At 59.6% G+C, this 13,454-nt stretch carries 9 protein-coding genes; 2 read left to right on the forward strand and 7 right to left on the reverse strand.

The features are described 5' to 3' along the window. Positions 1–9 precede the first annotated feature (9 nt). Positions 10–1,077 carry a DUF6352 family protein gene (locus QN370_RS06655; RefSeq protein WP_322127674.1) on the reverse strand — a complete coding sequence of 356 codons (1,068 nt, stop codon included), beginning with the start codon at positions 1,075–1,077 and terminating at the stop codon, positions 10–12. Positions 1,078–1,188: 111 nt separating this feature from the next. Between QN370_RS06655 and QN370_RS06660 the strand changes: the two genes are divergently transcribed. Next, entirely contained in the window at positions 1,189–2,328 is a 1,140-nt protein-coding gene (locus QN370_RS06660; protein WP_322127673.1) for an alpha-hydroxy acid oxidase, read from the forward strand. 45 nt (positions 2,329–2,373) lie between these two features. On the opposite strand, the gene QN370_RS06665 is transcribed toward QN370_RS06660, so the two are convergent. The 6 genes from QN370_RS06665 to QN370_RS06690 all read right to left on the reverse strand — a co-directional run bounded on the left by QN370_RS06665 (position 2,374) and on the right by QN370_RS06690 (position 12,221). Then, positions 2,374–4,341: an ATP-binding protein gene (locus QN370_RS06665; RefSeq protein ID WP_322127672.1), complete on the reverse strand. Its 1,968-nt coding sequence runs from the start codon at positions 4,339–4,341 to the stop codon at positions 2,374–2,376. Beyond that, positions 4,338–5,300 carry a diguanylate cyclase domain-containing protein gene (locus QN370_RS06670; protein ID WP_322127671.1) on the reverse strand — a complete coding sequence of 321 codons (963 nt, stop codon included), beginning with the start codon at positions 5,298–5,300 and terminating at the stop codon, positions 4,338–4,340. The genes QN370_RS06665 and QN370_RS06670 overlap by 4 nt, the downstream gene beginning before the upstream one ends. Positions 5,301–5,485: 185 nt before the next feature. Next, positions 5,486–8,992, reverse strand: a complete 3,507-nt coding sequence (locus QN370_RS06675; RefSeq protein ID WP_322127670.1) for an EAL domain-containing protein — start codon at positions 8,990–8,992, stop codon at positions 5,486–5,488. A 1-nt stretch (position 8,993) separates the two neighbouring features. After that, on the reverse strand, positions 8,994–10,052 hold the full coding sequence (locus tag QN370_RS06680) for an AI-2E family transporter (protein ID WP_322127669.1): 1,059 nt from the start codon (positions 10,050–10,052) through the stop codon (positions 8,994–8,996). 84 nt (positions 10,053–10,136) lie between these two features. Then, the gene (locus tag QN370_RS06685; RefSeq protein ID WP_322127668.1) at positions 10,137–11,549 is read right to left on the reverse strand and encodes an MATE family efflux transporter; all 1,413 of its coding nucleotides are present in this window, start codon (positions 11,547–11,549) and stop codon (positions 10,137–10,139) included. Positions 11,550–11,618: 69 nt separating this feature from the next. Next, positions 11,619–12,221, reverse strand: coding sequence for a tRNA-uridine aminocarboxypropyltransferase (locus QN370_RS06690; RefSeq protein ID WP_322127667.1), 603 nt, complete (start codon positions 12,219–12,221; stop codon positions 11,619–11,621). 30 nt (positions 12,222–12,251) lie between these two features. Between QN370_RS06690 and QN370_RS06695 the strand changes: the two genes are divergently transcribed. Then, complete coding sequence (locus QN370_RS06695; protein WP_322127666.1) at positions 12,252–13,442, forward strand: hypothetical protein; 1,191 nt, start codon at positions 12,252–12,254, stop codon at positions 13,440–13,442. Positions 13,443–13,454 lie beyond the last annotated feature (12 nt).

Here is a 13,454-nt window from a genome sequence, read left to right on the forward strand (position 1 = left end):
GGGCGACACTCAGGAAATCGATGCCAGCGGCAAATTGAGCAGCAGGTTTTGCGGCTTGATGCGCAGCAGGTCTTTGCCATCCATCGCACAGGCGAGGTATACCGGCCGGCCGGCAACGTCCGGCCGCACCAGCGAGCGATCGGCGAAGGTCATTTTGAACAGGGACAGGATGCGCCGGTTGCGTGCGGCGTCGAGCGACTTGCCCTGGTACAGGTCGTTGAGGATCGCCGTGGCTTGCGCATCAAGGCCGATGTGCCAGGCCCATTTTTTGTCATCGATGCGGGGTACCGGTTCGACCGTCACGGTGACGCTGAAAAAGTGCTGGACCCAGCGTTCGATCAGACGGCACAACGCGTCCAGCGCGGGCCGATCCTGGCCGAATGCCAGCACCGTATCGTGGGCTTCATCTCGTTTCCAGTAACGGTCTGCGTTGGCCTGTTCGAGTACGTCGAGGTCGACCCGGCGCGGCTTGGTGTTGGCTTCCACCAGCAAGCGGCCAAGGTCGCCGTAGTTGCTGCCGGACTCATGCAGTTCGACCGTGGCGGCATCGGCGAGCAGGATGGAGCCGTCTTCCAGCGCGACTTTTTGTGGTCTGAAAAACAGTTCGGCAGTGCGTGCCAGGACAGCGTCATCGGTGCCGTCGAGCATGCCGCGCAAGATCAGTTGCACGAGCTGATCGATGAACAGCGGTGGCACTGTCACATCGCCGGAACGAAAAATCCCGAAGTACGCAGCCTCCAGTGTCGGTGCGGCCAGCAGGCGATCGCGAAATGCCAGCATCACGCCGTAGTTCTCGCGCGCATCGGGGTCGTGCAGTGCGGCCAGTTCGGCAGCGCTCACCGGCCGGCGTGGCGTAGCCAGCAGGGCCTGGTGCAAGACCAGTTCTGCCGGACAGGATTCTGGCACTGGCGCGACTTCCGGTCGCCTCCACCATGCGCGTAGCAGTGCATCGCTGACGATCAGTTTGCCGTCGCCGTCGCGGTCGGTCAGGTTGAAGCCGGAGTTGAGCCAGAAATCATGCATGGGTTGGGGTCGCAGTGCGGTAATCGGAGTGAACGCAGTATCCCACAGTGACATGGCTGGTCGTACTTTCGCACGTTGCTGATGGCATCGATGAAGAACTTTCAACCAACTGGCGCTTTAATGCGCTTACATTAACGCCTTGTCCAACCCTTCTGACGCCATCCCATGATTACCAATATTGAAGACTTGCGTGTCCTTGCCGAGCGCCGCGTGCCGCGCATGTTTTACGATTATGCCGATTCCGGCTCCTGGACCGAAACGACGTACCGCGCCAATGTCAGTGATTTCAATGACCTGAAATTTCGCCAGCGGGTCGCCATCAACATGGAAAACCGGTCGCTGAAAACCACGATGGTCGGCCAGAACGCGACAATGCCGGTCGCCATTGCGCCGTGCGGCATGACCGGCATGCAGCGTGCCGATGGCGAGATTCTTGCCGCACGTGCAGCCGAAAAGTTCGGCGTACCGTTCACGCTGTCGACGATGAGCATTGCCTCGATCGAAGATGTCGCGGCCAACACCAGCAAGCCATTCTGGTTCCAGCTCTACGTGATGAAGGACCGCGGCTTTGTCAATGACCTGATCGACCGCGCCAAGGCCGCGAAGTGCTCGGCACTGGTGCTGACACTGGACTTGCAAATTCTCGGGCAACGTCACAAGGACCTGAAAAACGGCTTGTCCGCACCACCGAAACTGACCCTCCCCAACATCGTCAACATGATGACCAAGCCCGGCTGGTGCCTGGGCATGCTGGGCACCAAACGCCGCACCTTCGGCAATATCGTCGGCCATGTGAAGGGTGTCGAAAACATGTCGTCGCTGTCAGCCTGGACGGCCCAGCAATTTGATCCGGCGCTGTCGTGGGACGACGTGCAATGGATCAAGGACAAATGGGGCGGCAAGCTGATCCTCAAAGGCATCATGGACCCGGAAGATGCGCAACTGGCCATGCGTAGCGGTGCCGATGCGCTGATTGTCTCCAACCACGGCGGTCGCCAGCTCGACGGGGCAGCCTCGTCGATCGCCGCCTTGCCGGGCGTGATCGAAGCTGTCGGTGACGGCATTGAGGTCCACATGGATGGCGGCGTGCGTTCCGGTCAGGACGTATTGCGCGCCGTGGCACTGGGTGCGCGGGGTGTCTACATTGGTCGGCCAGTACTGTACGGACTCGGCGCGATGGGCGGCGAAGGGGTCAGCAAATGCCTCGAAGTGATCCACAAGGAACTCGACATCACGATGGCATTGTGCGGCCAGACCGATATCCTGAAAGTCGGACGTCAGATTCTGTTGCCGCGTAGCGCATGAAATAAACCTTGAACGTCTTGCCTCGGCAAGACTTCTGCACACCGGTCAGTCCTGTCCTGCAATCCTGCTAGGCCGTCGCACTGCCAGCCTGGCGGCGGTCACCAGATCGTCTGACTCGACCGGCTTGGCAAGGTGGATCAGGTAGCCGGCGTCGATTGCACGGTGCTTGTCTTCGGGGCGGGCGAAGGCGGTCAGTGCTATCGCTGGTAACTTGGGTGCGTCAGGTGCGTCCTGCTTGCGTAACAGATGCAGTAACTGGTAGCCATCGATTTGCGGCATGCCGATATCACTGATGAGCAGGTCGGGACGGTGCGCGCTGATCATTGCCAGCGCTTCGATGGCCGAGCTGGCCAGCCTTACCGTGGCACCGGCGTTTTGCAGAATCTCCTGTATCACGGTGCCTGTGTCGTGCTCGTCGTCGACGACGACGATATCAGCAAACCAGCTGATACCGGACTCGCTGGCAACGACGTCACGATCCGCCCGGGCAACCTGCTGCGGGTGCAGGCCGGCTTGCAGAACCGGTAATTCGATCGTGAAAGTGGCACCGCGTGCAATGCCCTGACTGGTCGCACTGACCGTGCCGCCGTGCAGTTCGATCAGCGACTTGACGATTGATAGTCCGAGCCCGAGTCCCATATGGCTGCGCGTGATGCTGCCATCGGCTTGTGAAAAACGGGCAAACAAAGAGGGCAAAAAGGCCGGTGCAATACCTTGGCCGCTATCGGTAATGGTGATGATGACGCGGTGGTTGCTGGTCATCTGACGGATCGTCACCGTGCTGTCGTTGGCGCTGAACTTGATGGCGTTGGACAACAAGCGGAACAGGATTTGCTGCAGGCGCGAATGGTCGGCTTCGATCACCATACCGGGTTCGTCGATGCGGACATCGAGCTGGATATTTTTGCTTGCAGCCATCGGTGCCGACAATGCCACGCTGGCACTGATGACGTCGTTGCAGCGCGTCGGCTGCAGGTTCAGATGAATATTGCCGGCCATGATGGCGCTGGCATCGAGCAGGTCATCGATGAGCCGGGCTTGCTGGCGTGCGCTGCGCTCGATGATGGCCAGCGCAGCAACAGCCTTGTCGGACATGCTTTCACTGCTGCGTTGCAGGACTTGCGTCCAGCCCAGGATCGAATTGAGCGGGGTGCGTAATTCATGCGACAGCGTCGACAGAAATTCATCCTTGATCAGGCTGGCATGCTCGGCAGAGGTACGTGCCAGATCGGACTCTTCGGCGTTGTCGTTGTGGGCTTGCTCCACCAGCTTGCAGGCGGAAATATCGATCGTGATGCCATTGAAACTGGCGGTGCCCAGCGCGGCGTTACCGGCCATGCAGCCCTTGGCGCGCAACCAGCGCACCCGGCCGTCCGCTGCCAGCACCCGATACTGGACGTCATAGGGAGTGGCGTTACGGATGGCGGTCGACAGTGCGGCACGGGTACGGGCGCTGTCCTCCGGATGCAAAACGTGCAGTAACTGTTCCAGCGTCAGCACCGTGTCGGGCGGCAGGAACAGGTGCGACAGGAATGCCGGATTGCCGACCACCAGGTCGCTATCGGGCTGGTATTCGAAGGTGCCCAGTTCAGCGGCCGCAGCACAGCGTGCCAGCCGGATGATGTAGTCATCGGTATCGTCACTTCGCATGGCGGTTTCCTGCAATTGCAGCAGGATGGCTTCCAGTTCACCATTGGCATTCATGACCGGATGCAGCGCGGGACAGCACTGCTGACCTGTCACGATAGGGTGCGGTGGCGCGGGCGTTGCTGCGTCAATCCGGTTTTCGCAGAGGGTATCGAGGTTCAGGCGCAACGCGCCGGTGTCGGCGTCGACCGGTTCGGGAAAAGCATCGAAATAGGGGCGACCAATCACTTCTTGGCGTTCCCTGGCGTTTGCTTTGAGAAAATTATCGGAGGCTGCAACGATCGTATAGTGCCGGTCTGGTAACAGCACGACGACGTTGGCGGGCAGCGCCTGCATCACGTGGGAAAAATCGAATCTGGCGATCATTGCAGATTCCTTTGTTGAAAGGCATCGGTCGCGCACGGTGGTGCGTCGACATGGTAACGGTTCTTGCCATTGCGTTTGGCCTCGTATAACGCCGCGTCGGCCAGTTGGATCAAGCCCTCGGCCGGAGCGGTGCCAGAGAGGGAAATACCGATGCTTGCCGTGATATTGACTTCGGCATCGCAGATCGTGTACGGGTTGCCGACGGCATTGATCATTTTTTGCGCCGTCGCGTGGACATCCTGCAGGTTCGTCAGGTTGCCCATGACCAGAACGAATTCGTCGCCACCGATACGGGCCACGGTATCTTCGCTGCGGGCAGTTGCCACCAGGCGTTGCGACACCAGTTGCAGCAACTCGTCGCCATGCCCGTGGCCCATGGTGTCGTTGATCTGCTTGAAACCGTCGAGATCCATGTACATCAGTGCGACCAACGTGCGGTCGCGCCGGGCGTGGGCCAGCGCGATACTGATCCTGTCGTCGAGCAGGCGCCGGTTCGGCAAGCCGGTCAGCGGGTCATGCAGGGCTAGCTGATACATCGCGTCACCGTTGCGGGTGGCCTTGTTGAACAACAGGCGTACTTCCAGCATGTTGTGAATGCGATGGAGAATTTCATCGAGGTGAAATGGCTTGACCATGAAGTCCATCGCACCGGCTTCGAGCGCGCTGATCCGGTGATCCGGATGGGCTGTGATAGCCAGTACCGGCAGCCACGCATCCTGCGCCAGGTCTTGTAATGCCTTCATGACTTTGAAGCCGTCCATCATTGGCATCTGGATGTCGAGCAGGATCAGATCGAACTTGTTAAGCCGGTGCAATTCTGCCACGTCCTGCGGCTTCGTCGTGTCACTGACGTTGACGTAGCCATCCTGTTCAAGGACAGCCAGCATCAATCTGACGTTATCCTGACTATCGTCGACGATGAGGATTTTTGCTGAATGAATGTCTTCTTCGCTGAGCATGTTGTCTGCGGTCTGCGGAAACAGATGGCGCGTGGGCTGCCACAGGTTCCGCTTCAGGATAGCTAAAGCCACAGGATAGTGACAAAGCATGCGGAAGATTGTGCGCCACCGCACTTAAAGGTGATGGCGCTTGTCCTGTTTTATTCGGTCCTTTCCTGGTGCTGCGTGACACGCCTGGTCCATCACTAACCAGCCGGTACCGGATCACGCACGAAGGCGATAAAGACGTCGGCCGGAACGGGCCGGCTAAAGTAATACCCCTGGTAGGAAAAGCAGCCGAGTCCGGCCAGCCGCGATTTTTGTTCGGCGGTTTCCACCCCTTCGGCAATGACCGCCAGTCCGAGGCTGGTGCCAAGTGCCACGATGGTGCCGGCGATGGCTTCATCGTTGGCGTCGGTCAGAATGTCGCGCACGAACGACTGGTCGATCTTTAGCTGGTCGAGCGGTAAGCGTTTCAGGTACGACAGGGACGAGTAACCAATGCCGAAGTCATCCAGCGAAAAACCGACACCATGCGCTTTGAGTTGCGTCATTGTCAGGATAGTTTGTTCGACGTCGTCGATCAGCAGACTTTCAGTCAACTCCAGTTTCAGCCTGTGCGGATTAGCACCGCTGCGCTGCACGATGTCGAGCACTTCGTTGACGAACCCGCTCTGGCGGAACTGACGGGCACTGACATTGACTGCCATGTTGAGCTCGGCGAGTACCGGATCGCTGGCCCAGCTGGCCAGTTCAAGGCAGGCTGTTTCGAGCACCCAGCTACCCAGCGCGAGGATCAGGCCGGTTTCTTCGGCGATCGGAATGAAGGCAAACGGCGGCACCATGCCGCGTTGCGGATGATTCCATCGCACCAGGGCTTCGGCACCAGTCGGTCGACCAGTTGTATTGACCTGTGGTTGGTAGTGCAGCAGAAACTGGCCCAGTCGTAGCGCACTGCGCAATTCGATTTCCAGCACGATACGTGCGCTGATGGCGGCCTGCATGTCGGGATCAAAGAACCGCATCGTGTTGCGACCGGCCGACTTGGCCTGGTACATCGCCAGATCGGCACGACGCAGCAGTTCGTCGATACTGTCGGTAGCCGTCGAAAACAACGTGATGCCGATGCTCGGTGTGGTGCAGGGCTCGTCGTCCCCGAGCTGGAAAGGGTCCTTGAAGGCATCGAGAATTTTTTCGGCAACCAGTTTGGCGCGCGAGGCCGCTTCATCCGACTGCGCACTCAGGTCGACCAGCAAGATCACGAATTCATCGCCACCAATGCGGGCGACGGTATCACTGGCACGCAGGCAATAGCTCAGGCGGACCGCCACCAGTTGCAACAGCAAGTCGCCCATGTCATGGCCGAGCGTGTCGTTGAGGGTTTTAAAATTATCGAGGTTAATGCACAGCAGTGCGCCGTTGCGGCCGCTGCGTTCATTGGCTTCGACCGCGTGCTGCAGCCGGTCACGCAGCAACAACCGGTTTGGCAAGTCGGTCAGTCGATCATAAAAAGCCAGATGTTCGATTTCGCTGGCGGCAAACTTGCGCTGCGTGATGTCGGTTTCGATGGCCAGGATCGACAACGGTGCGCCATCGTCGCCACGGATCAGGGTCCAGCGTGCCTCGACCGCGACCGAACCGCCATCCTTGCGTCGCTGCAGCAGTTCGCCGCGCCAGTCGCCATCCTGCACGATACGTTCCAGCGGGTCGTGCAACTCCAGTGTTTCGGCGCTGGTGCGGCTGGGCATATCCTGACCCTGTGCCTCGATACTGGACCATCCATACAACCGTTGTGCGCCAAGGTTCCAGAAAGTGACCGCACCCTGCATGTCACGCACGATGATCGCATCGGTCGCCAGATCAAGCAGCGCGGCCTGGTCGCGCAGGCGCACGTCGGCACTTTGCCGTTCCAGTTCCGCACTGGCACGGGCACCAAAAATACGCAGCGTCGAACGAATGTGGTTGGTGCGTTCCAGACGATCACTAAACAGGACGAACAGCATGCCAATCGGCCGTCCGTCGGCGCTGTCGAGTCGCAAGCCGACGACACTGCGCATCGCTTCGCCCAGAAAAGTAGACGGACCAGGAAAGTGCGCTCCAAGCACATCCGACATCACGCATTCACCGCGCTCGAGCAGGTCGGCGCACAGCGTGGCATGCAATGTACAGACAAAGTTAGGATGCACTTCGGTACCCGTGATCGCCGCCACCGTCCGGGTGGATTGCTTGTGGTCGCCATCCACCCGGGCGATGAATCCGGCCTGCGCATCGACTGCGTCGATCATGTTGCGCGTGAGCTGTTCAAAGAACAGTTCGGCTTTGCTGGCCGAGGTCGACGATACCGCCGCAGCGACTTTTTCGACCGTGACTTGCAGGCGCCGGCGTTCTTCTTCAATCCGGCGGTTTTCGATTCCGAAGGCGAGGTTGTCGGCCAGTTCGCACAGCAATGTCATTTCTTCCGGCGGCACCGTGCGGGCCTCGCAGGAATACAGCGTGACGATACCGAAGGTCTTGCCGTCATGGCGCAGCGGCAGGCTGATGACGGTGGAAAATCCCATTCGTTCGGCATGCGACCACCACGCCGCAAAGCGTGCATCCTGCAGGACGTTTTCCATCACGGCAGGTTCGCCGCTGCGGATCGCCTGACCGGATGGTCCCTGACCGGTGGGCAAGTCGGCAGACCAGCTCACTGGCGTGCTGGCGAGCAGGCCCGGATCGATGCCGGCATGTGCCATTGGGCGGATGCTGCATTGCGGATTGCTCTCTGCATAGCCGACCCAGGCCATCCGGTAGCCGCCGAAGTCACAGGCGATACGGCAAATACTGTCGATCAATTCCTGTTCGGAGCGTGCGCGGATCAGTACTTTGTTGCTGGCGCTGAGCATGCGCAGGGCACGGTTGAGACGATCCAGCAGCAAGGTCGATGCATGACGCGCACTGACATCGCTGATGCCACCGATCATGCGTACCGGATGCTGGTCGTTATCGCGAATCACGAAGCCACGGTTGGCGACAAAGGCATAGCTGGCATCATGTCGGCGAAAACGATATTCGTCGGTCCAGTCGTTAGCGTTTCCGTCAATGACGGCGCGCATACCGCGCAGCACGCGTTGCCTGTCTTCCGGATGGATGCGTTCGGACCAGGAGTGGCTGTTGGGATCAATGTCACCCGCCCGGTAGCCGAACTGCGCGTGCATGCCGTCGCTCCACCAGATCGAGTCGTCGCCGAGGTCCCAGTCCCAGATCGTATCGGTGGTGGCACGGGCGACATTGCGAAAGCGTTCATTGGTAATGCGCTGGTGGTCAGCCGCTGCTGCTGCGTTGGTGATGTCCTTGGCAATGCCATAGATGCCGATGGCGACACCATCGATCATGATCGGCAGGTTGGTTACCTGGAGCAAAATTGTTGTGCCGGATTTGACGTTGCTCCGCATTTCGTAGGTCGCACTGGTACCAGCGAGCGCCAGCAAAAAATGGTCGAACACGATTTGCTGGTGGCTTTCGGCGATCAGCGAAAAATAGGTGGTGCCGATTAATTCCGCTGCGCTGTAACCGAGCAGCATTTCGGCGGCCGGATTGAGTGCGACAAAATTGCCGCGTATGTCAAACGAAGCGACCGCGTCCGGATGCTGATCGAACAGCGAGCGGTAATGCTGGGCAGTGATGGTGGTGTCGAGGAGAGGGGCCGCTGCTGGGGTGTCGTCCGGGATCATGTCAGGTCCTTGCCTGGTCTTGTTCGCGTTCCAGCAGCGTCCAGCCTGCCATGAACATCGCGGCGATGGAAGGGCCGACCACGAAGCCACTGAGCCCGAAGATCGAAATGCCGCCGACGGTCGAAATCAGCACCACGTAGTCCGGCATCTGGGTGTCCTTGCCGACCAGCAGCGGGCGCAGGATATTGTCGACCAGACCGATCACCAGCACGCCAAAGACAATCAGCGTGACGCCCTGCCAGATCGCGCCGGTCAGCAGGAAGTAGATCGCCACCGGGCCCCAGATCAACGCTGCGCCGATAGCCGGCAACAGCGACAAGACCGCCATCAGTACGCCCCACAGCAGCGCACCCTGAATGCCGAGGAACGCGAACATGATGCCGCCGAGCGCACCCTGGCTAGCGGCAACGACGATGTTGCCTTTTACGGTGGCACGGATCACGGTGGCGAACTTGGCAATCAGCTGCTTTTTCTGTTCACGTTCCAGCGGAATGGCATGCTTGATACGGGCAGACAGTGTCGCGCCATCGCGCAGCAGAAAAAACAGCAGGTACAGCATCATGCCGAAACCGATGACGAACTCAAACGTGTTCTGGGTGATATTGAGAACCTGACTCGCGATGGTCTGGCTGCCTTGCTGGATGACCTGCGACACCTTGACTTGCAGTTCGGTGAAATCCGCCATGCCGACGCGCTGCAATTGCGTGACCAGCCACTGCGGCAGCGCCGCGATAATCTGCTGGAAGTACGTGCCAAAGTCGAGCGAACCCGTGCGAATTTTCTGATACACCAGGGCACCTTCCTGCGCCAGCGACACGCCGATCAGTGTCAGCGGCAGAATTACGATGAACAGCACCAGCATCAGCGTGGCCAGTGCTGCCAGCGTAGGGCGCTGGCCTAAGCGAGTGAGCAGACGCCGGTGCAGGGGGGCGAACAGCAGCGCCAGCACCGAAGCCCAGAACACGGCACCAATGAAAGGCAGCAGGATCCAGCCGAAGGCAACGGTGACCACGACCAGCAAAAGCAGGAAGAATTTTTGGTGTAATGCGGGATGCGTCATGGGCGCTCCTGGTCTAAAGGCGGAAGAGTTCGCTGCATCGTACCTGATGCGCGTTGTCTCTCAGTAAAACCTACTGAAAGGGCGTCAGATGCCAAGCGCATCGGAGCGCCAGCGCGCGATCCGTTGATTCGACAAATGGTGCAGATACCATACCAGCAAGACTGCCGCGATCGACAGACCCAGTGTCAGTCCGATCCAGAAACCGGTCGCCATCATCGGTGCCGCGGGTGCCCATGGCATCCAGGCGGGTGCCAGTCCCAGCACGCAACCGAGCGGAATCGAAAACCCCCAGAACGCCATCAGATGAATCAGCATTGGCGGCCGGGTGACCTTGTAACCGCGGATCGCACACGAGGCCGCGACCTGGGTCGCATCGGACAGCTGGAACAAGGCGGCCAGCAGCAGCAGATGCGCGGTCAGTTCCTGGACTGCCGGATCGGAGGTGTAAGCCGCGGCGATCTGATAGCGAAACAGGGTGATGAAGGCGGCCGACACGACGGCAAAGGCAAGCGACAAACCGACTCCGACCCACGCCACGAAGCGGGCGCGTTGCGGATCGCCTTCGCCAGCGGCCTGACCGACACGGGTCAGCAGCGCAATGCCGATCCCGAGCGGAACCATGAATACCAGCGAAGAAAAATTCAGCGCAATCTGGTGCGCCGACACGGTGACCGCGCCGAAACGTGCGACCAGCAAACCGATCATGCAGAAGGCACTGACCTCGGCAAAATAGGTCACGCCAATTGGCAAACCCATCTTCAGCAGACGCAGGATTTCAGGCCAGTCAGGCCGCTCCCAGTGGGTGAATGGCATGCTGCTGCGGTACGCCGGCGCGTGCCGTATCCACCAGATCATGGCTGCGAGCATCAGCCACAAGCCGAGGCAGGTGGCCCATGCGCAACCTACCGCACCGAGTTGCGGAAAACCCCAGTTGCCAAAAATCAGCAACCAGTTGACGAAGACATTGAACAGCAATCCGATCAGGGCAACTACCATCGCCGGTTTGGTCTGGTTCAGGCTGGCGCTGTAGCCGTACAAGACCCGGAATGCTGTAAACGGCAGTGCGCCGATGCTGATGATGTGGACGAATAGCGTGGCCTTGTCGCGCACCAGCGGTTCCAGGCCGAGGTGGTCGAAGATGAGCGTCGAGCAGTTGGTCAGTACCGTCGCGATCAGACCGATGCCAACGGCTTTCCATAGCGATTGTCGTACTGCATGCGGAATCCGCGACGGCGTGCCGGCACCGACTTCGTGGGCGACCACGGCATTGATGGCCATCATGATGCCCATCACGGTGACGATCACGATGGTCCAGATCGACGCCCCCAGCGACACGGCCGCCAGGTCGTCGGCACTCAGGTGGCCGGTCATTGCCACATCGGCGACCGACATGCCCACGGTAGCCAGTTGACCGATCACCACAGGCCAGGCCAGGTGCCATAACTTGGCCACTTCGGTGAGAACGGCGGTACGGCGGCTGGGAACAGTGATCGGCATCGAGGTGGGCAAACTTATTTTGGAGTGCGGATTTTACTCTTGGCAATACTGTCGTGCTGATCGCCGTGCTTATTTTTGATGGTCTATTTTGTAGCGCGCTTGTCGTGTCACGAAACCATCGAATGCTTGCAGCAAGTGTTGCAGCTCGCCTGCCGGTTCGCCCAGTTGCAGCAGTGCATGGCAGGTCGCTTCGAGTGTTGATAGCTGGTCGGCGCGCTGGGCTTTGCGAATGTGATAGTGCGAGGCCGGCGCATCCTGCAACGTCAGGCGCGGCAATTGCTGCAGGCGTGGATCGCGAAACAGCATTTTTCGGCTCTTGCGCCAGGTGCCATCCAGTACAATCACGCGCAATCGCATCAAGTCCGTACCGGCCAGCGACGGCGATGCCGGGCTTCCGGGCTGATCCGGATACAGCAATACCGTATGACGGTCCGCCAGCAGCGTTTGCCATTGTGCTTCGGTGAATGTTTCACCCTGCACCAGTTGGCTACCGGACAGGCTCAGTTGCAGTAGTCGTGCGCTGCCCTTGGCGTTGTCGGTTTCCAGCGGATGCTGCAAGATGACGACCTCGGTCGATACAGTTACCGGCGTGATCCACGCGCAGATGCAGGTGGTCTGCGGTCGCAGACAGCGCGCACAGTGCGCGCGCCGCGCAGGCAGTTCCGATTTCATTACTATGTTGACCTTACCCTGAAGAACACCATGCCAAAAAATAAAAAGCCCGCTCCCCGTAAATCGGCCGAATCGCCGGAGCAAAAAGACGAAGCGATGACGCGGCAATTATGTGCGTTGTCAGCCTACCTGGCGGGTAGCCCGGCGAAGAATGCCACGACGGTGCAGAACCGGGAAGACTTTTACAAGATCATCAGGAAATGCCTGCATCAGAAAAAAGACGACATCCTTTACGAAGCGCTGGAATGGACCCGTCAGGATGCCGTCCGTGCGCATGTGCTGCTCAAAGAAGCCATGGAAGAAGTCGCCGAAGTCGTCGTGATCGCCCGCCCGGGTGGCGCAGCCACCGAGATCAATGCCTTCGTCATCCCGCTGTTCCTGCACACCACCGGCGGCTTGAAAGGCGCGCAGTGTTTTCAGGATCAGGAAGCCTACGAACTGCTGACCCGCAGCTTGCAGGAAGCCGGACTGGAAAGTCCGGACGCCACGGTCGTGCTGGTCAATCACGCTTATCAGCTCGATGAAATCGACAGCATCACGTTTAGCCATCTGCATGAAATGGTCCGCGACGCCCATGCATCGATGCACGACATGCGCGCGGCCACCGCGACAGCGATTTCGCGCAGCTTTGCCGAGCCGATCGACGAACCGTTTGCGGCCGATGACCTGGCTGTTGAATTGCGTTTTCTGCTCGGCTTTTCAATGAAATCGGTGGACGACAAGTTTTATCAGGCACCGGCCGACGAAGCCGCTGCCGATGCCTGGTACGCCGCACGTGAAAGTCGTTTCCAGCAATGGACCGAGCAAGTCACGCCCCTGGTACGGCGTTGTTTTGGTCCGGCCGAGCGGGAGGTCGACGTGCATTTCCTTTATCAGGATCTGTTTCATGGCGGCAAAGAGCGCGGGATTGCCGAGTACTTCATGTTGCAGATGATGTCGGACCTGAACCATGCGTTGAGCGAGCAGGGCGTGGACGTTGCCGCGACCTATGCCGTAGTCGGACCGGCCGAAGTCGGTGATGAGAAAGTATTGCGCGTCAATCTGTACGCCAGCAGTGATGCGGCGTTGGTGGCATCGTCGGAAAAGCCGTTGTTACAGACGGCCGATCTCGACAGCGAACTGGCTGACGTGCGCGATGCGCTGGGCATGATCGGCATCGTGGCGATCTCGGTTGCGCAGGGTTTTGACGAGGAAGGTGTGCCGGTCGGCGTTGCCGGCTAAGGTTGCGGCGCT

Source organism: Actimicrobium sp. CCI2.3 (assembly GCF_035019065.1).
GTDB lineage: Bacteria > Pseudomonadota > Gammaproteobacteria > Burkholderiales > Burkholderiaceae_D > Actimicrobium.

Excerpts from the sequence above, each read along its gene's own strand:
- QN370_RS06655 (WP_322127674.1), bottom strand. The coding sequence starts at position 1,077 with ATGTCACTGTGGGATACTGCGTTCACTCCGATTACCGCACTGCGACCC.
- QN370_RS06660 (WP_322127673.1), top strand. The coding sequence starts at position 1,189 with ATGATTACCAATATTGAAGACTTGCGTGTCCTTGCCGAGCGCCGCGTG.
- QN370_RS06665 (WP_322127672.1), bottom strand. The coding sequence starts at position 4,341 with ATGATCGCCAGATTCGATTTTTCCCACGTGATGCAGGCGCTGCCCGCC.
- QN370_RS06670 (WP_322127671.1), bottom strand. The coding sequence starts at position 5,300 with ATGCTCAGCGAAGAAGACATTCATTCAGCAAAAATCCTCATCGTCGAC.
- QN370_RS06675 (WP_322127670.1), bottom strand. The coding sequence starts at position 8,992 with ATGATCCCGGACGACACCCCAGCAGCGGCCCCTCTCCTCGACACCACC.
- QN370_RS06680 (WP_322127669.1), bottom strand. The coding sequence starts at position 10,052 with ATGACGCATCCCGCATTACACCAAAAATTCTTCCTGCTTTTGCTGGTC.
- QN370_RS06685 (WP_322127668.1), bottom strand. The coding sequence starts at position 11,549 with ATGCCGATCACTGTTCCCAGCCGCCGTACCGCCGTTCTCACCGAAGTG.
- QN370_RS06690 (WP_322127667.1), bottom strand. The coding sequence starts at position 12,221 with ATGAAATCGGAACTGCCTGCGCGGCGCGCGCACTGTGCGCGCTGTCTG.
- QN370_RS06695 (WP_322127666.1), top strand. The coding sequence starts at position 12,252 with ATGCCAAAAAATAAAAAGCCCGCTCCCCGTAAATCGGCCGAATCGCCG.